At 71.8% G+C, this 24361-nt stretch carries 17 protein-coding genes and 1 pseudogene; 9 read left to right on the plus strand and 9 right to left on the minus strand.

The annotated features are described in order from the left end of the window. The first annotated feature begins 103 nt into the window (after positions 1-103). The gene (locus OHB00_RS42755; RefSeq protein WP_406443241.1) at positions 104-529 is read left to right on the plus strand and encodes a PPOX class F420-dependent oxidoreductase; all 426 of its coding nucleotides are present in this window, start codon (positions 104-106) and stop codon (positions 527-529) included. Positions 530-676: 147 nt separating this feature from the next. After that, positions 677-847 (plus strand): annotated as a pseudogene (locus OHB00_RS42760) (extradiol dioxygenase); the annotation flags it as partial. Here OHB00_RS42760 and OHB00_RS42765 read toward each other — a convergent pair. The 3 genes from OHB00_RS42765 to OHB00_RS42775 form a co-directional block, all read right to left on the minus strand. Further along, positions 846-2060, minus strand: coding sequence for a glycosyltransferase (locus OHB00_RS42765; protein WP_406443243.1), 1215 nt, complete (start codon positions 2058-2060; stop codon positions 846-848). The pseudogene OHB00_RS42760 and the gene OHB00_RS42765 overlap by 2 nt on opposite strands. 85 nt (positions 2061-2145) lie before the next feature. Continuing rightward, positions 2146-3468: a nucleotide sugar dehydrogenase gene (locus tag OHB00_RS42770; protein ID WP_406443245.1), complete on the minus strand. Its 1323-nt coding sequence runs from the start codon at positions 3466-3468 to the stop codon at positions 2146-2148. A gap of 89 nt (positions 3469-3557) precedes the next feature. Beyond that, positions 3558-4979, minus strand: a complete 1422-nt coding sequence (locus OHB00_RS42775; RefSeq protein ID WP_406443247.1) for a glycosyltransferase family 4 protein — start codon at positions 4977-4979, stop codon at positions 3558-3560. A 101-nt stretch (positions 4980-5080) separates the two neighbouring features. Here OHB00_RS42775 and wecB point away from each other — a divergent pair, with 101 nt between their 5' ends. From wecB to OHB00_RS42795, 4 genes are read left to right on the plus strand one after another with little or no spacing between them, the layout of a single operon-like run. After that, positions 5081-6169, plus strand: a complete 1089-nt coding sequence (gene wecB / locus OHB00_RS42780; protein WP_406443249.1) for a non-hydrolyzing UDP-N-acetylglucosamine 2-epimerase — start codon at positions 5081-5083, stop codon at positions 6167-6169. Then, complete coding sequence (locus tag OHB00_RS42785; protein WP_406443251.1) at positions 6162-6824, plus strand: class I SAM-dependent methyltransferase; 663 nt, start codon at positions 6162-6164, stop codon at positions 6822-6824. Before wecB ends, OHB00_RS42785 begins: the two co-directional genes overlap by 8 nt. Further along, positions 6824-8641: a hypothetical protein gene (locus tag OHB00_RS42790; RefSeq protein WP_406443253.1), complete on the plus strand. Its 1818-nt coding sequence runs from the start codon at positions 6824-6826 to the stop codon at positions 8639-8641. Before OHB00_RS42785 ends, OHB00_RS42790 begins: the two co-directional genes overlap by 1 nt. After that, entirely contained in the window at positions 8638-10824 is a 2187-nt protein-coding gene (locus tag OHB00_RS42795) for a glycosyltransferase (RefSeq protein WP_406443254.1), read from the plus strand. Before OHB00_RS42790 ends, OHB00_RS42795 begins: the two co-directional genes overlap by 4 nt. Positions 10825-10869: 45 nt before the next feature. Here OHB00_RS42795 and OHB00_RS42800 read toward each other — a convergent pair whose 3' ends face one another. Further along, complete coding sequence (locus tag OHB00_RS42800; RefSeq protein WP_406443256.1) at positions 10870-12231, minus strand: MFS transporter; 1362 nt, start codon at positions 12229-12231, stop codon at positions 10870-10872. A gap of 211 nt (positions 12232-12442) precedes the next feature. Continuing rightward, positions 12443-13108 carry a TetR/AcrR family transcriptional regulator gene (locus tag OHB00_RS42805; protein ID WP_406443258.1) on the minus strand — a complete coding sequence of 222 codons (666 nt, stop codon included), beginning with the start codon at positions 13106-13108 and terminating at the stop codon, positions 12443-12445. A gap of 158 nt (positions 13109-13266) precedes the next feature. On the opposite strand from OHB00_RS42805, the gene OHB00_RS42810 reads away from it, so the two are divergent. From OHB00_RS42810 to OHB00_RS42820, 3 genes are all read left to right on the plus strand, one after another. Continuing rightward, positions 13267-14148, plus strand: a complete 882-nt coding sequence (locus OHB00_RS42810; protein WP_406443260.1) for a shikimate dehydrogenase — start codon at positions 13267-13269, stop codon at positions 14146-14148. A gap of 107 nt (positions 14149-14255) precedes the next feature. Beyond that, a complete protein-coding gene (locus OHB00_RS42815; RefSeq protein WP_406443261.1) occupies positions 14256-16046 on the plus strand; it encodes a bifunctional sugar phosphate isomerase/epimerase/4-hydroxyphenylpyruvate dioxygenase family protein in 1791 nt (596 codons plus the stop codon). Between the two features lie 212 nt (positions 16047-16258). Then, the gene (locus OHB00_RS42820) at positions 16259-18133 is read left to right on the plus strand and encodes an ArnT family glycosyltransferase (RefSeq protein WP_406443262.1); all 1875 of its coding nucleotides are present in this window, start codon (positions 16259-16261) and stop codon (positions 18131-18133) included. A gap of 54 nt (positions 18134-18187) precedes the next feature. Here OHB00_RS42820 and OHB00_RS42825 read toward each other — a convergent pair whose 3' ends face one another. Genes OHB00_RS42825 through OHB00_RS42840 form a run of 4 tightly spaced genes read right to left on the minus strand, consistent with a single transcriptional unit; the run spans position 18188 to position 24210 of the window. Further along, a complete protein-coding gene (locus OHB00_RS42825; RefSeq protein ID WP_406443264.1) occupies positions 18188-21049 on the minus strand; it encodes a glycoside hydrolase family 2 TIM barrel-domain containing protein in 2862 nt (953 codons plus the stop codon). Positions 21050-21074: 25 nt separating this feature from the next. Next, the gene (locus OHB00_RS42830; RefSeq protein ID WP_406443266.1) at positions 21075-21962 is read right to left on the minus strand and encodes a carbohydrate ABC transporter permease; all 888 of its coding nucleotides are present in this window, start codon (positions 21960-21962) and stop codon (positions 21075-21077) included. Further along, positions 21959-22924, minus strand: coding sequence for a carbohydrate ABC transporter permease (locus OHB00_RS42835; protein ID WP_406443268.1), 966 nt, complete (start codon positions 22922-22924; stop codon positions 21959-21961). Before OHB00_RS42835 ends, OHB00_RS42830 begins: the two co-directional genes overlap by 4 nt. Before the next feature lie 20 nt (positions 22925-22944). Next, entirely contained in the window at positions 22945-24210 is a 1266-nt protein-coding gene (locus OHB00_RS42840) for an ABC transporter substrate-binding protein (RefSeq protein ID WP_406443270.1), read from the minus strand. Positions 24211-24361 lie beyond the last annotated feature (151 nt).

Here is a 24361-nt window from a genome sequence, read left to right on the forward strand (position 1 = left end):
GGTGCGTAGCCGTGCGCCCGGCGCGGTCGCACTGTCGCCCGGTGAGAGGGACGGGGAAGCGGAGGCGGGAATGCTCGGCGCGCGGGGCACGGTTGCACCGGACATGACCCAGGACGCTCTTCTGAAGCTGCTTGCCGAAGGACACGACGGGGTGCTGGTCACCCTCAGGAGCGACGGCCGCCCCCAGCTCTCCAATGTCAACCACGCGTACCACCCCGACGAGCGGACCGTGCGCGTCTCGATCACCGACGACCGCGCCAAGACCCGCAACCTGCGCCGCGACCCCCGCGCCTCCTACCACGTGACCAGCGCCGACCGCTGGGCCTACACGGTCGCCGAGGGCACCGCGGAGCTCTCGCCGGTCGCCGAGGACCCGTACGACGCGACCGTCGAGGAGCTCGTCCGCCTCTACCGTGACGTCCGCGGCGAGCACCCCGACTGGGACGACTACCGCGCCGCGATGGTCCGCGACCGGCGGCTGGTACTGCGGCTGCGCGTGGAACGGGCGTACGGCATTCCGCGCGCCTGACGACAGGGGCGGCGGCGGGACCGGGACGCGCAGTGGCGGATGCTTGCCGCCCGTCCCCTCGGCCGCTAGCCTCCGCGCGTGATCAATGGGGCACATGTGGTGATCTACACGCGCGACGCCGAGGCGGACCGGGCCTTCCTCCGGGACGTGCTGGACTGGCCGCACGTCGACGTCGGCCATGGCTGGCTGATCTTCCGGCTGCCGCCGGCCGAGGTGGCCTGCCATCCGGCCGACGGCGAGCCGTCGCACGAACTGATGCTGATGTGCGACGGTCTGGACGACACGATCGCCGAACTCACCGCCAGAGGAGTCGAGTTCAGCCGACCCGTCCAGGACGCGGCCTGGGGCCGGGTGACGGCCTTCCGGTTGCCGGGCGGAGGCGAGGTCGCCTTGTACGAGCCGCGTCATCCGCGCGCCCAGCCCCGGACTCCTCGCGCACCCACGCCTCCAGCCACCGCGTGAACTCGGTCGCCCTGTCCGGCCAGTTGAAGTGGGTGAGAGCCGCCTCCCGGCCGTGCTGGGCCGCGGTGTGGCGCAGGATCGCGTCGGTGCTCAGCCGCCGTATCGCCGCCGCCGCCGCGTACGGATCCTCGTACGGGACGACGAGCCCGCAGCCGTGCTGCTCGACCATGTCCGCGGCCAGCGGGGTGGGCGTGGTGATGACGGGGACACCGTGGGCCATGTACTCGACGACCTTGGTGGGCCGTGACCGGCGGTAGTTGGGCTGGTCGTGGAGGAGGGACAGCCCGGCCAGGGCGCCGGGGAGCAGGGCGAGGGCGCGGTCGTTGGGCAGGAAGCCGTGCCAGCGCAGGACCCCGTCCCGGTCGGCCGCCGTGAGCGCGTCCCGGACATCGGGGTCGGCGGCGCCTGCCACCTCGACGCGCAGGCCGGGTCCCAGGTGCCGGGCCGTCTCGATCAGGTCCAGCGCGCCGCGCGCCCGCGACAGGTGACCGACGTAGACGACGCGTTCGCTGTCCGGCGGTTCGGGAGCCAGGGTCGGGGCGGTGGTGAAGTTCGGCACCACCGGATGGGTGCGGCTGAACCGCTCCTGGTAGGCGTCCTCGGCGAGCAGCAGCCGCAGATGGCGTTCCGCCAGCCGTTCGGCCGCGCGCACGCCGAGCCGCAGCGGTGACCGCAGCGGCCAGGGCACCCAGCGTTTCATGGCGAGCGCGGCCGCGGTGTCCTCGTGGACGTCCCAGACGACCACCGGCCCGGTGCCGGACCGCCGCCAGCGGCGCAGGGTGCCGGGAAGCGCCAGCAGCAGTTCCGGGTCGTGGAGCAGGATCACGTCCGCCTCGTGGCCGCGTTCGGCCAGCAGGGTCCGGGCCGCGCGCACCGCCGTGCGGCGGCTGCGGCCGGCCGCGCGGGGCAGGTCGATGCCTTCGAGGTCCGGGCGGGGCCGCACCTCGCGGGCCGAGAACGGCGCCGCGTAGACGACGTGGTGCCCGCGGTCCCGCAGGGCGGTGATCTGCCGGTGCAGGATGCGCGCGTCCTCGGGGTGGTGGACGACGGTGACGACGAGTATCCGCATCTGAGCGCCTTTCGGCTCCGCGGCCCGGGAGCTCTTCGACTCCGGGCCGCGGAAGGGGAGTGCCGCAGAGATCGGCAGGGTTCGGCTACAGCACCTCGACGCCGGGCCGGAAGATCCGCCCTCGGGTGTCGAAGAGCAGGCGGGCCTCGTCGCCGAGGGCCGGAAGGTCGTACGCCGAGTGGTCCTGGAGCAGGATCGTCAGGTCGTGCGAGCGCACGGCGGCCATGACGTCGGTGACCCGCGGCACGGCCTCCCCGTCCACGAACCAGGCCGGTACGAACGGGTCGTGGAAGGCGATCTCGGCCTCCCGCTCGCGCAGCAGCCGGGCCACCGGCACCGCCGGCGCCTCGCGCTGGTCGGCGACGTCCGGCTTGTAGGTGACGCCGAGGAGCAGCACCCGGGAGCCGTGCAGCGCGCGGCCCTCGTGGTTGAGCAGGTCCTGGGCGCGCCGCACCACGTACTCCGGCATGTGCGCGTTGATCTCCCGGGCGAGTTCCACGAACCGGAACTCGTAGCCGATCGAACGCACCTTGTAGGAGAGGTAGTTGGGATCGATCGGGATGCAGTGCCCGCCCACCCCGGCGCTCGGCCTGAAGGGCTGGAAACCGAACGGCTTGGTGCCCGCGCAGCGGATCGCGTCCCACACGTCGACCTGCAACTCGCGGCAGAGAATGGCCAGTTCGTTGACCAGGGCGATGTTGACGTGCCGGTAGGTGTTCTCCAGGAGCTTGGCCATCTCGGCCTCGCGCGTGCCCTTGGCCTGCACGACCGTGTCGACGAGCTTGCCGTAGAAGGCGGCGGCCTTCGCCGCGCACGCCGGGGTGCAGCCGCCGACCACCTTCGGTGTCTCGCGCAGCCCGTGGGTGGTGTTGCCGGGGTCGATGCGCTCCGGTGAGAAGGCCAGCGCGAAGTCCTCGCCGGCCCGCAGTCCCGACTCCTCAAGGATCGGTCTGACGATCTCCTCGGTGGTGCCGGGATAGGTGGTCGACTCCAGGACGACGAGCCGTCCGGGGCGCAGCCGGCCCGCCACCGCCCGCGCGGCGGAGGTCACCGCGCTCAGATCGGGGCCGCCGTCCTCGCTGAGCGGGGTCGGCACGCAGATCACGACGGTCTGCGCCCGGGCCAGCCACTTGTCGTCGGTGTACGCGGTGAACCCGGCCTCCCGCATCCGGGCGACGTCCTCGTCGGAGACGTCGTCGACATGGGAGTGGCCGGCGTTGAGGCCCTCCACGACCCGTGGGTCGAGGTCGAGCCCGGCCACTCTCAGGCCGACCAGCGACGCCTCCCGCGCGAGCGGGAGCCCGACGTAGCCGAGTCCGATGACGGCCAGTTCGAAACTGTCGGTCTGTTCCTCATCCCCGAGCGATGCGCTCGATTCCCCGAGCGGTACGGCCTTTTCGACCTGCATAGGGATTCACTCCGCCCTCGACGGCAGCAACGGCAGATGCCGTATGGATCCGAAGAGCCCGGACGGTGAGCGGTTCCGGGCACGGGGCCTCAGACACATCCAAGAGTGCGATACGCCTCTCGGGTCGTGGCAGCGACCCTTTTCCAGGTGCGTTCACGCGCCACCAGCGCGTGGGCGGATGCTCCCCATTCATGCCGCCGATCTCGACTGTAAAGCAATACTTCGAGAGCTTCTGCCCAAGTCTGCGGAGATTCAGGAGGGATCAGCTGCCCGGTCACCCCGTCCTTCACCAGCTCTCGCAGTGCCGGGAGATCACTGGCCGCCACGGGAAGACCGCTCGCCATCGCTTCGACCGGCTTGAGCGGAGTGACCAGATGGCAGACCCGTTCGTCCGTGCGCGGCACCGCGAAGACGTCCAGAACAGCGTGGTAGGCGCGCACTTGGTGGTGCGGCACACGACCGGTGAACAGGGCGACGCCGGCGCCGAGGCCGAGCCGCCGGGCCAGTGCCTCAAGCCTGCCGCGCTCCGGCCCGTCACCGACGATCAGCAGCCGCAGCGGGACACCCCGGCGGCGCAGTTCGGCACCCGCATGGAGCAATGTGCCGATTCCCTCGTGTGGAGTAAGGCTGCTCACGGTGCCCACCACGTAGTCGTCCGCCGCGATGCCGAGCCGGGCGCGCAGCTCCGCCCCGTCCGGCGGCGCGGCGAGGAAGGCGTCGTCCACCGCGTTGGGCACGATCAGGACCCGCTCCTCGGGCACCCCGCGGCCCACGATCTCGGCCTTCATCGCCGCGCCCAGCGTCAGCACCAGATCGGCCCCGCGCATGCAGTACGTCTCCAGAGCGCGCCGGGCACGGTAGGACGCGTCGGCCGGGCCGCGGCCGGCCGCCTGGGTCAGCCAGGTCTCCTCCAGGAAGCCCCGCACCTCGTAGACGACCGGCAACCGGTAGGCCTCCCGCAGGGCCAGCGCCACCCGCCCGTTGCCGTGGTCGGTCGCCGCGTGCAGCACGGCCGGCCGCAGCCGCTCCACCAGCCGCCCGGCCAGCTCGGCATTGCGGGCCAGCACCGCGCCCTGGCCGTAGGGCAGCCCGTAGGGCAGCAGCCGGTGCTGCGGCACCCCGTTCACGATCTGCAACGGGCGGGCGTCCAGGACGCCCTGCGCCACCGGGAACCCGATGCGGGTCACCACATGCGGATCGAGCCCGGCGGCCCGCTGGGCCTCGGCGAGCGCCTGGGTGCGCACGGTGTAGCCGGCGTGCTTGAACGGAAGTCCGTTGGTGACCAGATGGAGCACCCGGCCGGGCTCCGGCCGCACCGGCCGCCCGGCAGGCGCCGGTACCCGGGCGGCGGACGCGGAGGCGGTGGGCCCGGCCGTACGGGCCCGGGCCGCGAGCCGTCTCTCGACGGGTCGCAGCCCGCGCCGCAACCGCCCCGGCAGCAGCCGGACGCCGAGCAGCGCGGCCCGGGCGGGGTCGTGCCGCAACTCGCCCCAGGCGACGGATGCGGCCAAGCTGATTGCACGGGGGAACCGAGAAACACCACGCGGCAGGTGCCGGGACGGACGTCGGGCCATGTCGCCAAGGTAGGCCGACAGAGCGGAGAACGTACGACATGAACGGCCGTGTACTCCATGTCGTAGGGACCAGGCCGAACTTCGTGAAGGCCGCGCCCGTGGTCGCCGCGCTGCGCGCGACCGGGCACGACCAGGTCCTGGTGCACACCGGTCAGCACTACGACGAACGGATGTCGCACATCTTCTTCCGGGAGCTGGGTCTGCCCGCCCCGGACACCGACCTCGGCGTCGGCTCGGGCAGCCATGCCCGGCAGACCGCCGACCTGCTGGTGGCCCTGGAGGGCGAGCTGCTCGCCCGTGCCCCGGCCCTGGTCGTCGTCTACGGCGACGTGAACTCCACCCTGGCCGCGGCCCTGGTCGCGGCCAAGCTGGGCATCCCGGTGGCCCATGTCGAGGCGGGGCTGCGCAGCTTCGACATGGCGATGCCGGAGGAGGTCAACCGGCGGCTCGTCGACCAGCTGGCCGAGCTGCTGTTCGTCACCAGTCCGGAAGCCGTCGGCCACCTCGCCCGCGAGGGCGTCGACCCCGGCCGGGTGCACTTCGTCGGCAACCCGATGATCGACACCCTGCTCACCCATATGGAGCATTTCGACCCGGCCGCCGCCCGCGCCGCCCACGCACTGCCCGAACGGTACGGCGTGGTCACCCTGCACCGCCCGGCCAACGTGGACGACCCCGAGGCCGCCGCGGCCGCCGCCCGCGCGCTCACCGAGGCGGCCGGCCACCTGGACCTCGCCGTGCCCCTGCACCCGCGCGGCCGTCAGGCGCTGCGCAAGGCCGGCCTCGCCGACGCGCCCGGCATCCACCTCCTCGACCCGCTCGGCTACGTCGAGTTCATGGGCCTGGTCCGCGGGGCCGCCGCCGTGATCACCGACTCGGGCGGCGTCCAGGAGGAGACCACCGTGCTGGGTGTGCCCTGCCTGACGCTGCGCACCACGACCGAACGCCCGGTCACCGTCACCCACGGCACCAACCGCCTGGTCCGGCACAGCGAACTGGTGCCGGCCCTGCGCAAGGTCCTCGACGGGCAGCCGGTGGCCGACCCCGAGGGTCCGCCGCTGTGGGACGGCAAGGCCGGCCCCCGCATCGCCCGCGTTCTCACCGAGTGGCTGGAGCGCCATGACTGACGCCGTCCGCACCCCTGTCGGCACGTACACCGACGCCCCCCTCACCTACTGGGACACCCGGCACCGCGAACGCGACGATCTCGCGTCCGGCGGCCACATCGGCCTGGACCGGCCCGGCAACGAGATCTTCTACGCGATCCGGCTCGGCCAGCTCCTCACGCTGATGGGCGACCTGTCCAGCCCCGCCTCCCCGCTGTTCGTCCTCGACGCCGGCTGCGGCAAGGGGCACTTCGCCCGCTCCCTCGCCCGCTGCGGCCACCACGTCGACGCCTTCGACGCCAGCGCGGAGGCCGTCCTGCACGCGCGGGCCGCGGGCGGCGGCCCCCGCTACCGCGTCGCCGCCCTCGACGAGTGGCGCAGCCCCTGGCTCTACGACGTGGTGATGTGCGTGGACGTCCTCTTCCACGTCCTGGACGACGCGCGGTGGGCGGCCGGCCTGCGCAACCTCGCCTCACTCGTCCGGATCACCGGCCGGCTGATCGTCACCGACGAGAACAGCCACGACCCCGTCCCGCGCGGCGACTACATCCTGCACCGGCCGATCGCCGCCTACCGGGAGGAACTCGAACCCCTGGGCCTGAGCCACACCCTCTTCCGGCCGTACGGTTTCCGCGAGAACCGGGTCGGCTTCCATGTCTTCACAAGGACCCGCTGATGCGCCTGACCGATCTGCTCCACCCGCACCTGGACGACGTGACCTCCGTCGTGGACGCGACGAGCGGCGGGCTGCGTCTCGGCCCCTATCTGCACCTGCCGCCCGGCGTCGAACCGACCCGCCACGAACAGCCCGTCGGCGAAGGGGAGCTGATGCTCCTCTGCTACGGCCCCGACCTCGCCCTGCACGGCGACGAGGCGGACTGTCTCGCCGCACTGGAACGCATGCGGCCCGGCGGCCGCGGCCTGATCGTCTTCGGCCACCCCGGCACCGACCTGCCCTACCACCGGCTTCTCGACGCCCTGGTGGCACACCGCTGCCAGGTGCTGCACGCCGCCTCGCTCGGCTACACGCACCTGCACGCCGGCGCGGTGTTCGCGTGCACCGAGGAACTCCTGCCGCCGCACGACTGGTTCGGCCGCCCGCTGCCCGCCGACGGCTTCGCCACCGCCCTGCGGATCGCCGACGAGTACGTCCTCGCCGACTTCGTCTCCCGCTCCCAGCGGGCCCGCCTGATCGACCTGGAGCGGGCCGCCGAGGAGAGCGCCCGTGCCCTGGAGACCGCCCGCGAGGACGGCCTCGCCGAACGGCTCGCCGCCGCCCTGCGGGACAAGGACCAGCTCTCCTCCGCGCTGCGCCGGGCCCAGGCCCGGACCGGCGTGCTGGAGTCGCGGGTGGCCATGCTGGAGGGCTCCACCTCGCTGCGGGTCGGCAAGGCGCTGGTGTCGGCGGCCCGGTCGCCCAAGCGCCGCGCGGTCCGGCTGCCGGGGGAGCTGTACGGGCTGTGGCGGCAGCGGAAGGTCAGAGGCGGCGGCCCGTCCGGCGCCCTGTCCGTGGCCCCCGCTTCCGCGCCCGAGCCGCAGACCGACGACCGCTTCCACCTCTCCCACCGCGCCCTGTCCGTGGCGCCCCGCGACCGGCTGGTGATCACCGGCGTGCTCCGCGACGGCACCGCCCAGGACTTCGCGGCGGACGCGGTGGTCAGCCGGGTGCTGCCGCACGACGGGCGGCTGCTGATCGAGCGCACCGACCCGGACGTCTTCCTGGTCCAGCTCGGCGCCTGTGCCGCCGATGACGGCCCCTGGTCGCTCACCGGCACCGGGCTCGCCCCCGACCTGGACCGGCGACTGGCCGAACTGATCGCCCAGGCCAGGGGGCTGGGCCGGACGGCGGTGCTGTGGCGGGACGGCCCGGCGTCGTCAGCCCCGGGCCTGTCCGCACTGCCCTGGGACGCCGTCCTCGACGGTGACACCGGGACGGCCCTCTTCCGCCTCGACCCGGTCACCGACGGCCGGGACCGGCTCCGGGACGTCTTCCAGCAGGACAGCACCCGGGTCCGGCTGGCCCGGCTCGCCGCGCTCACCGGCGCCCCCGACCCGCTCGCCGAACGCCGGATCGCCGTGCTGGCCGCGCCCCGGGACGCCACCGACGTGGCCCGGCTCGTCGCCCAGGCGCTCGGCCAGCTGCACCGGCCGGCCGAGGTGATCGTGGCCGACCCGGCGGGCCTCGCCCTCGACGAACTCACCGCCGCCTCGGTCGCCGTGCACGCGGGACCGCCCACCGCCCCCTGGGTCGCCGACTGGACGGACCTGTCCGAGGACCGCCCGGACACCCTGCTCCTCGACCTGCTCTGCGCCCAGGAGTTCTCGGGTGCCGACGCGGTGGGACACACCCCGACCGCCGACGACTACGCCTTCGTACCGGCCCTGCGTCCGCTGCTCGTGCGCCGGTCGCTCCTGGACTCCGGCATCCCGCCGGACAGTTGGTCGCGCGCCGGGCACCGCCTGTTCGCCGTGCGTGGAAAGGAACCGTCATGACCCGCACCCTCAGGGCGCTCGTCTACGGCGACGTGGATCTCAACCTCATCGACGGCTCCGCCGTCTGGGCCCAGTCGACGGTCCAGGCACTGTCCCGCGCGGGCTGCCGGACCCGCCTCGTCCTCAAGGCCCCGGTCGAGACCGGCCGGCTGACCGACCCGCTGGCCGGACTGCCCGGCGTCACCGTGGTGCGGCCGTACGAGGAACACCTCGTCCCCGGCCAGGGGCCGCGCCCCCTCTCGCCCTTCCAGGCCTCGCGGCTGCTCGCCCGGCTCGACGCGGAGGAGCCCTGCGACCTGCTGGTGCTGCGCGGCCGCAGGCTGGTGAAGCAGATCGTCGGCGACGGCGCCTTCGACGGCCGGATCTGGGCCTATCTCACGGACATCCCGCAGTCCCCGGCCGAGATGACCGAGGAGGCCCGCGCCGACCTCGCCCGCATCGCCACCGTCTCCCGGCAACTGCTGTGCCAGACCGAGGAGTTGCGCTGCTTCCTGGAGGCCTGGGTGCCGGAGGCCTGCGGCCGGTCCGTGCTCAGCCCGCCCGCGGTGCCCGAGCCCGGCTTCCCGGTCCCGACCCGCGAGGGCCTGCACGATCCCGTACGGCTCGTCTACACCGGCAAGTTCGCGCCCCGCTGGAACACCCTGCCCATGACCCGGCTGCCCGCGCTGCTCGCCGAACGCGGCATCCGGACCGAACTGCACGCCGTGGGCGACAAGATCCACAAGGACGCGGCCCACCCCGGCTTCGACACCGCGATGGCCGAGGCGCTGCGCACCACCCCCGACGTCGTCCACCACGGCGGCGTGCCGCGCGAGGAGGCCATGCGCCTCGCCGCCGACTGCGACCTCGGCCTCGGCTGGCGCGACGCCTCCCTCGACGCAAGCCTCGAACTCTCCACCAAGGTCCTGGAGTTCGGCTCCCTCGGCCTGCCCGTCGTGCTCAACCGCACCCCCGCCCACGAGGCACTGCTCGGCGCCGACTACCCGCTGTTCGTACCGGGCGGGGCCACCCTCGCGGACGCGGCGGACGCCGTCTGTGTCGCCGTACGCGACGCCGAGGCCCGGCAGCTCGCCGCCGGCCGGTGCGCGGCGGCCGCCCGGGAGTACACCATGGAGGCCGCCGCGGCCCGCTGGCGCGGCCACCTCGACCGCGCCTTCCCCGCCGCGCCCGCCGCCGTCGCCACCCGCTCCCGCCCGCTGCGGGTCGGCGTCGCCGGCCACGACCTGAAGTTCCTCACCCGACTCCTCGACCACCTCCGGGCGCTGCCCGGTCTCGACGTCCGGATCGACGCCTGGCCCGCGCTCGCCCGCCACGACGCGGCGGCCGGCCGTGAACTCGCCGACTGGGCCGATGTGGTGGTCGTCGAGTGGTGCGGTCCGGCGGCGATCTGGTACAGCCGCCACAAGCGGCGCGGCAGCAGGCTGATCGTGCGCCTGCACCGCTTCGAACTCGACGCCGGATACCCGCGCCAGGTCGACATCGACGCCGTCGACCGGGTGGTGTGCGTGAGCCCGTACTACGCCCGGGCCACCCGGGACCGCACCGGCTGGCCCGCCGAGAAGATCACCACGATCGGCAACTGGGTCGACGTCGACCAGCTCGACCGGCCCAAGGCGCCCGGTGCCGCCCACCGGCTCGGCATGATCGGCATCGCGCCCAGCCGCAAACGCCTCGACCTCGGCCTCGACGTCCTCGAAGCCCTGCGCGCCCGCGACCGCCGCTGGCACCTCTCGGTCAAGTCCAAGCCGCCGTGGGAGTACTGGTGGATCTGGAACAAGCCCGAGGAACGCGAGCACTACGACGCGATCCTGCGCCGCATGCAGACCTCGCCGCTGCTCGAAGGGGCCGTCGTCTTCGACCAGTTCGGCCCCGACGTGCCCAACTGGCTGCGCCGCGTCGGGCACGTCCTGTCCACCAGCGACGACGAGAGCTTCCACCTCTCCCCGGCCGAGGGCATGGCCTCCCGCGCCGTACCCGCGCTGCTGCCGTGGCCCGGCGCGGACGAGATCTACGACCGGCGCTGGATCCACGACACCCCCGAGGCGATGGCCGACGCCATCGCCGGACTCGCCGAGCACGAGGACTGGCGGTCCGCCGGGGCGGCGGCCCGCGAACAGGTGCGGGAGGGGTTCTCGCTGGAGCGGGTGGCGAAGGACTGGACAGAGCTGCTGGTGTCCGGCTGACGCCAAGGGTCCCCCCGGAGCTCCGGGGGGACCCTTGGCGAGCGGTCAGGCCGTCACCGTCTCCGGCCGCGCCGCCTCCGCGCCCGGACGCTCGCCGAGCAGCTCGGTCGCCACCGTGTGGGTCTCGCGGGCCGACAGCGCCGCGATCACCGGCGGCACGCACAGCGCGGCCGTGAACAGTGCCACCGCCGACCAGTCGTCGCCGCCCGGACCGGCGATCTGCGCCGCGAAGGTCACCGCGAACCCGGCCACCGCGAACCCGATCTGGGTGCCGATCGCCATGCCCGACAGCCGCACCCGGGTCGAGAACATCTCTCCGTAGAAGGACGGCCAGACCCCGTTCGCCGCGCTGTAGACGACACCGAAGGCGACGATCCCGAGGAGCATGATCAGCGGATAGGAGCCGGTGGAGATCGCCCACAGGTAGCCGAACATCGCCAGCGCGCTGCCCACCGCCCCGATCAGGTACACCGGGCGCCGGCCGATCCGGTCCGAGAGCGTCGCCCACGCCGGGATCGCGCCCAGCGCCACCAGGTTCGCCAGCGCGCCCACCCAGAGCATCGACGTCTTGGACATCCCGACCGCGTCGCTCGTCGCGTACGCCAGCGCCCATACCGTGAAGATCGTGCTCACCGAGGCGATCAGCGCGCCCCCGATCACCCGCAGCACGTCCGCCCAGTGATGCCGCAGCAGCGTCACCAGCGGCAGCCGTACGACACCCTCGCTCGCCGCCTGCCGGGTGAAGGCCGGGGTCTCCTGGAGCCTGCGCCGGATGAACCAGCCGGCCACGGCAACCGCGACACTCAGCCAGAACGGCACCCGCCAGCCCCAGGACATCAGCTGGTCCTCGGGCAGCTGGGAGACCGCGATGAAGACCAGGGTGGCGATCAGCTGACCGCCCTGGGTGCCGCTGAGCGTGAAACTGGTGAAGAAGCCGCGCCGGTTCGGCGGCGCGTGTTCCAGGCTCATCGAACTGGCACTGGCCTGCTCACCCGCGGCCGAGATGCCCTGGAGCACCCGGCACAGCACCAGCAGCACCGGGGCCAGGCCGCCGACCTGGGCACGGGTCGGCAGACAGCCGATCAGGAACGTCGACAGGCCCATCAGCAGCAGCGTGAAGACCATGATCTTCTTACGGCCGATCCGGTCCCCGAAGTGTCCGAGGAACAGCGCGCCGACCGGACGGGCCGCGTACGCGACACCGAAGGTGGCCAGCGAGAGCAGGGTCGCGGTGGCCGGGTCCGACTCGTCGAAGAAGACCTTCGGGAAGATCAGCGCGGCCGCGCTGCCGTAGATGAAGAAGTCGTAGTACTCCAGGGCGCTGCCGATCCAGGCGGCCAGGGCGGCCTTCCTCGGCTGGCCACCGGGTGGTACGGCGGTGGCGGCGGACTGGGCGGGGACGGACACGGCGGTGCTCCTTCGGGGAACTCCAACGTAAGCGGAGTGAGCGGCGGGGGAGAAGGCCGGTTTCCCAGGGATGACGGGGTCGGCGGACCAGGGGTCGAGTGCTAATTAACCCACTGGATAGTTAGTAGCGATGGGTACGGATGTTGCGCTCGCGTTTCCCCGGTGTCAAGAGGTCGGGCCGGACCCGCTCGGTGTCCGCCCCCGGGCGCGCTCAGTCCGCCGTGCGCTCCGCGGTCAGGTAGGCGATCACCATGTCGCCGAGCATGGCCCGGTAGTGCGCGCGCTGCGCCGGGTCCACGAGGTCGCGGCCGAAGAGGACGCCGAAGGTGTGCCGGTTCGCCACCCGGAAGAAGCAGAACGAACTGATCATCGCGTGCAGGTCGACGGCGTCGACGTCGGCCGTGAACAGGCCGGACTCCTGCCCGGCGGCCAGGATCCGGCGGATGACCCCGAGCGCCGGCGAGCCGATCCTGCCGAGCTTCGCGGAGGCCGCGATGTGCTGGGCGCCGTGGATGTTCTCGATGCTGACCAGACGGATGAAGTCCGGGTGCTGCTCATGGTGGTCGAAGGTCAGCTCGGCTAGCCGGCGGATGGCCGCGACCGGGTCCAGGTGCTCCACGTCCAGCTGCTGCTCGGCCTCGCGGATCACCCCGTACGCGCGCTCCAGGACCGCCGTGAACAGCTGTTCCTTGCCGCCGAAGTAGTAGTAGATCATCCGCTTCGTGGTACGGGTGCGGGCCGCGATCTCGTCGACGCGGGCCCCGTCGTAGCCGGCCCGGGCGAACTCCTGCGTGGCCACGTCGAGGATCTCGGCCTGGGTGCGGGCGGCGTCGCGGAGCCGCCCGTTGGTCTGTGCCGGTTCGTCGACGCTGGTCATCGGGTTCCTATCGGGTTTCCTGCGGGGGACAGCCGGTGCCGGAGATTGTAGAAGCCCGTGGCGGCGGCGGTCCCGGCGAGGTCTTCCCAGGCTGTCACCCCGGGTGCTATAGCTAACGTACTAGTTCGTACATTAGCGATGCCGCTCTGGAGGGCCACGTGGCCAAGGACTCGTATCTCGTCGGTCTGATCGGTTCCGGTATCGGCCCGTCGCTCAGTCCGGCCCTGCACGAACGTGAGGCCGGCCGGCAGGGGCTCCGGTACCTGTACCGGCTGATCGACATCGACGTGCTGGGCGTGGCGCCCGAGGCCGTGGGGGACCTGCTGCGGGGTGCGCGGGACCTCGGCTTCGACGGGCTGAACATCACGCACCCCTGCAAGCAGCTGGTCATCGAGCACCTGGACGCGCTCGCCCCGCAGGCCGAGGCGCTCGGCGCGGTCAACACGGTGGTCTTCGAGGCCGACGGAAGGGCGGTCGGCCACAACACGGACGTGACCGGGTTCGCGGCGTCGTTCGCGCGGGGGCTGCGGGACGCTTCGCTGGAGAGCGTCGTGCAGCTCGGTGCCGGGGGCGCCGGGGCCGCCGTCGCGCACGCGACGCTCACGCTGGGGGCCGAGCGGGTCACTGTCGTGGACGCCGTGCCCGACCGGGCCGTCGATCTCGCGGGTTCCCTGAACCGGTACTTCGGCGCGGGGCGCGCGGTGGCCGCGGGCCTGGATCGGCTGCCGGAACTGCTGGCCGGAGCGGACGGGCTGGTGCACGCGACGCCGACGGGGATGGCCGCGCATCCGGGGCTGCCGGTGCCCGCGGAGTTGCTGCGGCCCGGGTTGTGGGTGGCGGAAGTGGTGTACCGGCCGCTGGAGACGGAACTGGTGCGGACCGCGAGGGCGTCGGGGTGTGCGGTGCTGGACGGGGGTGGGATGGCCGTGTTCCAGGCCGCGGACGCGTTTCGGTTGTTCACCGGGAGGGAGGCGGATGCCTCGCGGATGCTTGCCGACATCGGGGAGTTGGCGGAGAGCTCGGCGGGGCAGGTCGTGTGACGGATGCGGGCCGGATGTGGCTTGTCGCGCCCACGCGGCGGCAGCCGCACGTCAATGCAGACCCGCCCCCCTGACGGGGCGCTGTAGTGCAGGTGAGGAAAAGGGTTATGCGTACTTCTATTGCCACCGTCTCGCTCAGTGGGTCGCTCACCGAGAAGCTGACCGCAGCTTCCCGGGCCGGGTTCGACGGGGTCGAGATCTTTGAGAACGATCTGCTCGCCAGCCCGCTCCCGCCCCGCGAGATACGGGCTCGGTGCGCCGATCTGGGGCTGACCATCGACCTCTATCAGCCCATGCGGGACATCGAATCCGTCCCCGCCGACGAGTTCGCGCGCAATCTGCGGCGCGCCCGGCACAAGTTCGAGCTCATGCGGGACCTGGGGGCCGACACCGTTCTCGTCTGTTCCTCCGTTTCCCCGGCCGCGATCGACGACGACGATCTCGCAGCCGCGCAGCTCTCCCAGCTGGCCTCGCTCGCCCGGGACTTCGGTATCCGTGTCGCCTACGAGGCGCTCGCCTGGGGGCGGCACGTCAGCACGTACGGCCATGCCTGGCGGATCGTCGAGGCGGCCGGGCATCCCGCCCTCGGGACCTGCCTCGACAGCTTCCACATCCTCTCCCGGGGCTCCGATCCGAAGGGCATCGAGGACATCCCCGGCGAGAAGATCTTCTTCCTGCAGCTGGCCGACGCCCCGCTGCTCGCCATGGACGTGCTCCAGTGGAGCCGGCACTATCGCTGCTTCCCGGGCCAGGGCGGCTTCGACGTGGCCGGGCTCGTCCGCCATGTGCTGCGGACCGGGTACGACGGGCCGCTCTCCCTGGAGGTCTTCAACGACGTCTTCCGGCAGGCCGAGGCCGGCCCGACCGCCGTCGACGCGCACCGCTCGCTGCTGATACTGCAAGAGGCCGTCGGCACGGCGGAGTTGCCCCCGCCGGTCGTACCGACGGGAGTCGCGTTCGCCGAACTCGTCACGCCGGACGCCGAACCCGTCTCGGCGCTGCTCGGCGCCCTGGGCTTCGCCCGGACCGCGCGTCATCGGAGCAAGCCCGTCGACCTGTGGGAACGCGGCGAGGCACGGATCCTGGTCAACACCGGTCCCGCCGTCCGCCGCGACGGCACCGGGCTCGCCGCGATCGGTCTGGAGTCACCCGACCCGCGGGCCGCCGCCCGCCGCGCCGAGGCCCTGCTCGCCCCCGTACTGCCTCGCCGCCGTGCCCCTGAGGACGCCCCGCTCGACGCGGTCGCCGCCCCCGACGGCACCGAACTGTTCTTCTGCGGCACCGGCCGCGACGCCGAACTCCCCGACTGGCGGGCCGACTTCGCCGAGGTGCCGCATGAACCGGCGCCGGGTCCGGCGCACATCGACCACCTCGCGCTCACCCAGCCCTGGCACCAGTACGACGAGGCGGCCCTCTTCCACCACAGCGTTCTCGGCCTGCACGCCCAGGACAGCGTCGACGTCGCCGACCCCTACGGGCTGCTGCGCTCCCGCGCCGTCACCAACGCCGACGGCAGCGTCCGGATCGCCCTCGGCGTCGGCGCGGCCCCGGCCGACGACACCCTGCACGCCCAGCACATCGCCCTGGCCGTCCAGGACGTGGTCGCCGCGGCCCGGGCCTTCCGTGCGGCCGGCGGCGGTCTGCTGCCCATCCCCGCCAACTACCACGACGACCTCGCGGCCCGGTACGAGTTCGCCGACGGCGAGCTGGACACGTACCGCGACCTCGGCATCCTCTATGACCGGGACGCGGGCGGTGTCTTCCGGCACTGCTACACACGGACGGTGGGACGGGTGTTCTTCGAACTGGTCGAGCGGGGACCGGGGTACCGCGGATACGGCGCCCAGAACGCGCCGGTGCGCCTCGCGGCCCAGCACGCCGGGCGGCCGGCCCGCTGAACCGGTGCCGGGTGAGCTTGCGGTGAGAGGCCGGTGAGACACAGACAGGGTTCAGGATTCCTACGGCTTTCACGGCTGATACTCACGAACATCCTGAATGTTCCTTGACATTCCGGACGTGACGTTCATCGAGATCCAGTCGTCCTACAGGCCGTAGCAGTCCGGGGCGTTCTGGAAGCCCTGGACACCGGGAGTCCTGGAGGCCGTCCGCGATGCCGAGCCCTGTCAGCGCCGAGCCGCTCGTCCGTGCCGAGGGGGCGCCACCACCGCCGGCCCCGGCGCGGAGCCGTATCCAGCGCTACGAGCGCCCGATCCTCGCCGGCATCGCCGCCGTCGCCGCGCTGCTCTTCTTCTGGGGCATCTGGCACAGCGCGTACCACTCGTTCTACGCGAGCGCGGTCCGCAGCATGACCGACAACCCGGTCGCCTTCCTCTACGGCTCCTTCGACCCGGGCAACTCCATCACCCTGGACAAGCTGCCCGGCTTCCTGTGGCCGCAGGCCCTGGCCGCGCTGGTGCTCGGCTTCCACCCGTGGTCCCTGGTGGTCCCGCAGGCCCTGGAGGGCGTGGCCTCGGTGGTCCTGCTGCACGTGGTGGTACGACGCTGGGCCGGCGTACCCGCCGGGCTGCTGGCCGCCGCCTTCCTCACCCTCACCCCGGTGACCGTGGGCCTCGGTCGCTCCGTCACCGAGGACGCCCCGTTCGTCCTGCTGTTGCTGCTGGCCGCCGAGGCCACCCAGCGGGCCACCGCCCGCGCCCGGCTGCGCCCTCTCGTCCTGGCCGGTGTCTGGGTCGGGGTGGCCTTCCAGTGCAAGATGCTGGAGGCCTGGGCGGTGCTGCCCGCGCTGGCCGTGACCTACCTGGTGGCCGCGCCGACCACGGTGCGCCGCCGCATCCGGGACCTTGCCGTGTCCGGGACGGTCATGCTGGCGGTCTCCCTGTCCTGGATGCTGGCCGCCGGCCTCACCCCGGCCGCCGCTCGCCCCTACCTCGACGGCACGACCGACAACTCGCCGATCGCCCTGGTCGTCGGCTACAACTTCCTGACCCGCTTCCACGCGCTCGGCGTCGACGCGGCCGGCACCGGGAGCATCGTCGCCGACCGGGCGCACGGCAGGGCGTCGGCGGGGTTGGGGGACAGCGTCTGGAAGATGTTCAGCCCCGGGCTCGCCAGCCAGACGGGCTGGCTGTACCCGCTGGCGGCGCTGGGCCTGGCCGCCGGTCTCCACACGCTGTGGCGCCACCGCCCGGAGCGCACCGACCCCGTCCTGGCGGGCTACCTGCTGTGGGGCGTCTGGCTGGTGACGTTCTTCCTGGTCTTCAGCTTCGGCAGCGTGACCGGACACACCTACTACATGGGCGTGGTGGCGGTCGCCCTGTCGGCCCTGGCCGCGGTCGCCGTGACCCGGGTGCGGCGCCGGAGCGCGCTCTGCGCGGTCCTGGCCGTCAACGTCGGCTGGTGCGCGGCCCTCACCCTGTACTACCCGCGCTTCTTCACATGGTCGGTCTCCCTCGCCGTGGTCCTGGCCCTGCCGGCGCTGCTCCTCCTCGCCGTCGGCGGGTCGCGTCCGCGCAGGACCGCGCTGGCCGTCGCCCTGGCCGCGGTCCTGGTCGTCCCCACCGTCTGGTCCGCGTCCGCGACCTCCCTGCGCTACAACCAGCCGGGCGGCTTCGGCCGGATCGGCCCGGGATCCATCGCCACCCGCAACGGCGCCTCCGCCCTGGACCCGCCCCAGCGGCGCGTCCTCGCCTACCTCACCGCCCACCGGGACGGCGCCCGCTACCTGGCCGCGGTGCCCCGCTGGCAGATGGCGGCGCCGTACATCCTCTCGGACAACGCCGCCATCCTCCCGCTCGGCGGCTTCACCGCCCGTGTGCCGTACCCCACGGCCGGTACCTTCCACCACCTGATCGACACCGGCCGGCTCCGCTACGTCCTGCTCTCCGCGGCCGACCTGACCCACCGGGCCCGGGGCGCGAAGACTCCTGGCCGGGCCCTGGTCCGCTGGGCCATCGGCCACTGCTCGCCGGTCCGTGTCTCGCGCTACACCCTGTACCGCTGCGGGGGTGCCGGGCACGGGCGTTGAGCACACCGAAGGCCCCCGACCGCGCGCGGTCCGGGGCCCTCGGGGTGGGGCGGATCAGCCGATGTCCGTGAACACGAAGGAGAACTCGGCCGGCTGAGCGTGCAGTTGGTACTGCGGCAGGACGCCCGGGCCGCAGGACTGCGAGCCGATGCCGTGCTGGCCGTGGTCCAGGTTGACCCACACCGTGCCGGACGGAGTGAGGTCGGTACGGTGAGCGGCCGCGTCCAGCTGCTCGGTGGTCCAGCGGCGGGCGGTGAACCAGAACTCCGGGTCGCCCTCGATCCGCAGCCCGCCGAGCTCCGCCCAACGGACGTCCGCGCGGGCGCCGTTCTCCTGCGGGCGGACGTACGGCGTCTGCAGCTCGTCCACCGTCGACTGCCAACGGCCCACCATGGAAGCCGACCTGGTGTCCGGATATGCCTCGCCCGGCCCGCCGCCGAACCACCGCACCCGGTCGGCGTCCTGCAGTCCGAAACGGACCCCGAGCCGGGGCAGCGGCACCGTCCAGTCGCCGTCCGGGGTGACGGAGACGGTGAGCCGGAGGCGGTCGCCGTCCGTGGTCCAGCGGTAGACGGTCACCAGCCCGAACTCCCAGGCGGCCGGCGCGACCCGAGTGCGCACGGTCAGGGCGCCGCCGGCCGGTTCCACCGCGTCCAGGCGGTGCCGCATGCGGTGCAGACCGAACGTCCGCCACAGCGTGCCGTAGCGGATGTCGCTCTGCCAGGCCGCGCCGTCGTCGTTGTCGGTCGTCGCCCGCCACACGTCCAGCCGCAGTCCGGTCACCGGCACCGCGCCGACGCTCCGCAGCGCACCGCTGCGCGCGTCGAAGACGCCCGGGCCGAGGGTGATCACCCCGTCGCCGGACACCACCGGTCCCGCGGCGGCGGCGAAGGCCGGCACCTGCCGTCCGGAGACGGGGAGCTGACCCCAGGCCACCACATGGCCCGCACGCCCCCAGGAGGTGTCCGCCGCCAGCACGGCCCGCACCGTCCACTGCGCCTCGCCGCTGCCGGTGGCGACGGGCGGCTCCGGCAGCTTCACCTCCGCCGACTCACCGGCCGCCAGGGCCGGTACGGCAAGACGGCCCGACTCGACGGTCTCGCCGCCGACCTGGTACGACCACTCGAAGTCCAGCGCGGACAGATCGGCGAAGTCCTGCCTGTTGGTGACGCGGACGGTGGCGCCGTCGCCCTCGATACGGACGGGCTCGATCACCTTCTTGTACTCCACCAGCCCCGGGGAGGGCCGCCGGTCGGGGAAGACCAGCCCGTCGCAGACGAAGTTCGCGTCGTGCAGCTCCTCGCCGAAGTCGCCGCCGTACGCGTAGCCGTAGCGGTCGTCCTTGATGCCGTGGTCGATCCACTCCCAGATGAAGCCGCCCTGGAGCCGGTCGTACGACTCGAAGATCCGCTGGTAGTCGGCGAGTCCACCGGGGCCGTTGCCCATGGCGTGCCCGTACTCGCAGAGGATGAAAGGGAGTTCACGGCGTTTGTGGGTGCCGCCGTCCAGGCCCCGGCCGATCCGCTCGACCTCGGCGTGGTCGGCGTACATCCGTGAGTACACGTCCGTGTCACGGCAGTCGATGTCACCCTCGTAGTGCACGAGCCGGGAGGCGTCCCGGCCGTGGATCCACTCGGCCATCGCGGTCAGGCCCCGGCCGGTGCCGGCCTCGTTGCCCAGGGACCAGATCACCACCGACGGATGGTTCTTGTCGCGCTCGACCATCCGGGCGGCCCGGTCGAGCAGGGCCGGGGTCCAGCGGTCGTCGTCGACGGGGTTGTCCCGCCAGGCCTGCTCGGTGAAGCCGTGGGTCTCCAGGTCGCACTCGTCGATCACCCACAGCCCGTACTCGTCGCACAGGTCGAGGAAGGCCGGGTGCGGCGGGTAGTGGGAGGTGCGGACCGCGTTGATGTTGTGCCGCTTCATCAGCAGCACGTCAGCGAGCATGGTCTCCGGGTCGAGGGCCCGGCCCTTCTCGGGGTGCCACTCGTGCCGGTTGACGCCCTTGAAGAGGACCGGCCTGCCGTTGACCTTGATCAGCCCGTCGTCGAGGACGACGGTCCGGAAGCCGATCCGCAACGGCACCCGCTCGCCCTCGGTGGCCAGCACCCCGTCGTACAGCCTCGGGGTCTCGGCCGTCCACGCCTCGACCGGGACGGTGACCGGCTCGCCGGTCGCGATGTCGACGCCCAGCTCCGGCACGGTGACCCTGCCGTCCACGTCGGAGTCGACGCGCAGCGTGCCCGCGCCGGTGACGTGGTCGTAGGAGGCGTGCACGAAGAAGTCGAGGGCGCTCCCGGCCGGACGGTGCAGCAGGGTCACGTCCCGGAAGATGCCGGGCAGCCACCACTGGTCCTGGTCCTCCAGGTAGGAGCCGGCCGACCACTGGTGGACGCGGACGGCGAGCACGTTGCCGGCCGGCTTCAGCAGGTGCCCGACCGCGAACTCGTGCGGCAGCCGGGAGCCCTTGAACTCGCCGATGTCCGTGCCGTTCAGCCAGACGCGGGCGCAGGACTCGACCCCGTCGAAGCGCAGGACCGTCCCGCCGTCGGTCAGGTCCCAGTCCGCCGGCAGGTCGAAGGCGCGCAGGTGGTCACCCGTGGGGTTCTCGGTCGGCACCCTGGGCGGGTCGACCGGGAACGGGTAGAGGTGGTTCGTGTAGATCGGTGAGCCATGGCCCTGGAGCACCCAGTGACCCGGGACCGACACCTCCGCCCAGCCGCCGGCGTCGTACCCCGGCTCGGCGAACGCGTCGTCCTCGGCGTCCGCCGTGGGCGACAGCCGGAAACGCCAGCTGCCGTTCAGGGAGAGGGACGCGGCGTCCGAGGCCGGATACCAGGCGCGGGGCGGCAGGGCCCCGGAGCCGGGTGAGACGTCCTCGACGTAGTCGACAGCCGTGGCAGAGCGGAAAGACATCGGTCTCCAGGTCTTTCGAGGCGGGTCAGCCCTTGATGCCGGTCTGCGCGATCCCCTGGACCAGCCAGCGCTGGAGGAAGAGGAAGACGAACACCAGCGGCAGGATGGAGATGGCGGTGGCCATGAAGATGGTGTGGAAGACGACCGTCTGGTTGGTCATGTACGACGACAGCACGACCTGGACGGTCCATGCCCCGGGGTCCTGGCCGATGACCAGGGGCCACAGGAAGGCGTTCCAGGCGCCGATGAAGGTGATGGTGGCGATCGCCGCGAAGAAGTTCAGCGAGTTGGGCACGACGACGCGCCAGTACGAGCCCCAGTAGCCCAGGCCGTCCACGCGTGCCGCCTCCTCCAGCTCCTTCGGGAACCCCAGGAAGTACTGCCGGAACAGGAAGCAGGTGAAACCACTGAACAGGCCCGGGATGATCAGACCCCGGTAGGTGTCCACCCAGCCGAGCGAGGAGACCAGCACGAAGCTGGGCACGAACGTCACCGAGGTGGGGACCATCAGGGTGCCCAGGACGAGGTAGAAGATCTTGTTGGCGTGCTTGTAGGGGATGCGGGCCAGGGCGTAGCCGGCCAGCGAGCACACCAGCAGGATGCCGACGGTCATGGAGACGGCGACGACCAGCGAGTTCCACATGGACCGGGCGAAGTCCACCTGCGGGTCGTCGAACAGTTCCTTGACGTTGCCCCACTGCAGGTGCGTGGGGAAGAACTGCCAGCTCGGCCCGGTGATGGCGGTGTCCGTGGTGAGGGCGTTGCGGAGCAGGATGTAGAACGGGACCAGGAAGAGGAAGGTGGCGACACCGGTGGCGATGTACAGGCCGGTGTTGCCCATCACTCCGCCGCCGCGTCGGCGCCTGGCCTTCGTGGGCGCGGTCTTGTTCATGTCGGGCGTGGTGGTGGTCACTTGGACTCGTCCCCCCTTCCGAAGCCCATGATCTTGCCCTGGAACAGGGTGACGACGATGATCAGCAGGGTCAGGATGACGGCTCCCGCGCTGCCGGCGCCGTAGTCCTGTGACGTACCGAGGGCGGTGGCGTACAGCTCGACCAGCGGTGGCCGGCCCCAGGTGGTCTTGTCGAGCAGGTTGTAGAACTCGTCGAAGGCCTGGTACGCGGCGATGAGCAGCAGCAGGACCACCGCGGTCGAGGTGGCGCGCAGCTGCGGCAGGGTGATGTACCGGAAGGTCTGCCAGCCCCGCTTGGCGCCGTCGATGGCGGCGGCCTCGTACAGCTCGCCCGGGATGTTCTGCAGGGCCGCCAGGAACAGGATCATGTAGAAGCCGGACTGCAGCCACAGCCGGAGCGTGACGATGACGAGCCAGTACCAGGGCGGGCTGGGGGAGGCCAGCCAGGCCACGCTGTCGACCCCGAACCAGCCGAGGACCGTGTTCAGCAGGCCGAAGCGGACCCCGCTGAAGATGGACATCTTCCAGATCAGCGACGCGGCGACGTAGCTGCACGCGGTCGGCAGGAAGAACACCGACCGGAAGAACGCCCGCATGAACCGGATCCGGTCGACCAGCAGGGCGAGACCCAGCGACACCGCCCAGGTGGTCGGCACGATGAACGCGGCGAACACGGTGAAGGTGACGAGCGACCCCGTGAACTTGGGGTCCGTCAGCATGTAGGTGTAGTTGTCGAAGCCGATGAACTTGCTCGGCGTGACGGTGAACCGCGCGTCGAAGAAGCTGAGGTAGACACTCCAGCCGATCGGCACGTAGACGAAGACGATCAGCCCGATGAGGAAGGGGCTGATGAAGAGCCAGAAGTTGAAGGTGCGGCTGCCCCGCAGGCCCCGCCGCGGCTTGGCCGGACTGGCCTTCGCCGGGGCGGGGTTCGCGAGGTCGCGCGTGGTGGTCGTCGACATGGGTCCGGTCCGTCCGAGACTTATCCGAAGAGCTTCTTCAGCTCGCGGTTGACGGTCGTGTCGCACTGGTCGAGCGCCTTCTCCGGGTCACCGGCCTTGCGGACACAGTTGGCGAGGAGGTCCCACGACGCCTGGATCATCGCCTGGGTCCAGCCGATGTTGTCGAAGTGCCCGAACTCGTTGAAGAGCTTCACGCCCTCCGCGGGCAGACCGGACTTGAGCTTGGTGGCCGACGCGGCGATCGACGTGCGCGGCGGGATGTGGAAGCCGTACGACGTCGCGAAGTCCTCCTGGTCCTTCTTCTGGTCGATCCACAGCCACTTGACGTACTCCTTGGCCGCGTCGACGTTGTCGCCCTTGGCGTTGACGAACATCGACCAGCCGCCGTTGTAGACGGACTGCTTGCCGGAGTCGACGGTCTTCGGGAAGGGGAAGACCCCGATGTCGTCGCCGAGTGCCTTCTGGAACTGCGGCATCGCCCACATACCGCAGAACTGGATGGCGCACAGGCCCTGGTTGAGCGCCGACGGGTCCCAGTAGTCGGTCGGGGCGCCGAGGAGCAGGTCGCCGCTGGTGAACAGCTTGCGCATCTTCTTCAGGCCCTCGACGACGCCGGGCGTGTGGTAGGCGATCTGGTTCTTGTCGTCGAGGGTGTCGGCGCCCGCGGACCAGATCAGCGGGCTGATGATGGCGTGCAGGTCGTTGCCGAGGTACAGGCCCTTCATCTTGCTGGTGGTGAGCTTGGCCGAGATCTCGATCAGCTCGTCGAGGGTCTCCGGGACCTTCACGCCGGCCTTCTCGAAGAGTGAGGGCCGGTAGAAGAAGAACTGCGGGTCGTCGATCATCCGGACGCCGTAGATCTTCCCGTCGACCGTGTGCGACTTGATGTCGGCCGGGTTGAAGTCGTCCTTGACCGGGTCGATGATGTCGCTCAGGTCGGCGACCTGACCGCTCTTGACCATCTGGATCTGCGGGTGGAACTCGAACACGTCGGGGGCGGACTTGGTGAGCAGCGTGGCGAAGAGCTTGCTCTCGTAGTCCGAGCTGGTGATCCACTGCGTGGTCACGTCGGCGGACTTGTAGGCGGTGGGGTACCTCTTGACCGCCTGCTCCACGCCCGCCTCGCCGTAGGCGTGGAACATCTGGGTGAGCTGGGTGCCCGACCCGCTGCCCCCGCCTCTGCCGTTGTTGCTGCCGCACGCGGCCAGCGTGCCGGCGGCGGCCATGCCCGCTGCCGCCCGGAAGAGAGACCGGCGGGACCAGTTGTTGTTGCTGAGTGCCGACATGCTGACGTCCTTGTCTGTCGAGTGCGGCTGTGCCTGTACGGCCCGTGGGACCTCGGAACCAGATGGCTGAAATTGCGTTGCGGAGCGGGACGTTAACCTTCGGCTAACACTTCGGCAAGAGGTTGGACGAAGTCTGCGCGAAACGTTGTAC

Origin of the sequence: Streptomyces sp. NBC_00631, from assembly GCF_045206895.1 — a bacterium.
In the GTDB taxonomy this organism is placed as follows: domain Bacteria; phylum Actinomycetota; class Actinomycetes; order Streptomycetales; family Streptomycetaceae; genus Streptomyces.

What these genes read in the sequence shown, in the direction of transcription:
- OHB00_RS42755 (WP_406443241.1), top strand. Translation starts at nt 104, where the DNA reads ATGACCCAGGACGCTCTTCTGAAGCTGCTTGCCGAAGGACACGACGGG.
- OHB00_RS42765 (WP_406443243.1), bottom strand. Translation starts at nt 2,060, where the DNA reads ATGCGGATACTCGTCGTCACCGTCGTCCACCACCCCGAGGACGCGCGC.
- OHB00_RS42770 (WP_406443245.1), bottom strand. Translation starts at nt 3,468, where the DNA reads ATGCAGGTCGAAAAGGCCGTACCGCTCGGGGAATCGAGCGCATCGCTC.
- wecB (WP_406443249.1), top strand. Translation starts at nt 5,081, where the DNA reads ATGAACGGCCGTGTACTCCATGTCGTAGGGACCAGGCCGAACTTCGTG.
- OHB00_RS42785 (WP_406443251.1), top strand. Translation starts at nt 6,162, where the DNA reads ATGACTGACGCCGTCCGCACCCCTGTCGGCACGTACACCGACGCCCCC.
- OHB00_RS42790 (WP_406443253.1), top strand. Translation starts at nt 6,824, where the DNA reads ATGCGCCTGACCGATCTGCTCCACCCGCACCTGGACGACGTGACCTCC.
- OHB00_RS42795 (WP_406443254.1), top strand. Translation starts at nt 8,638, where the DNA reads ATGACCCGCACCCTCAGGGCGCTCGTCTACGGCGACGTGGATCTCAAC.
- OHB00_RS42805 (WP_406443258.1), bottom strand. Translation starts at nt 13,108, where the DNA reads ATGACCAGCGTCGACGAACCGGCACAGACCAACGGGCGGCTCCGCGAC.
- OHB00_RS42815 (WP_406443261.1), top strand. Translation starts at nt 14,256, where the DNA reads ATGCGTACTTCTATTGCCACCGTCTCGCTCAGTGGGTCGCTCACCGAG.
- OHB00_RS42820 (WP_406443262.1), top strand. Translation starts at nt 16,259, where the DNA reads ATGCCGAGCCCTGTCAGCGCCGAGCCGCTCGTCCGTGCCGAGGGGGCG.
- OHB00_RS42825 (WP_406443264.1), bottom strand. Translation starts at nt 21,049, where the DNA reads ATGTCTTTCCGCTCTGCCACGGCTGTCGACTACGTCGAGGACGTCTCA.
- OHB00_RS42835 (WP_406443268.1), bottom strand. Translation starts at nt 22,924, where the DNA reads ATGTCGACGACCACCACGCGCGACCTCGCGAACCCCGCCCCGGCGAAG.
- OHB00_RS42840 (WP_406443270.1), bottom strand. Translation starts at nt 24,210, where the DNA reads ATGTCGGCACTCAGCAACAACAACTGGTCCCGCCGGTCTCTCTTCCGG.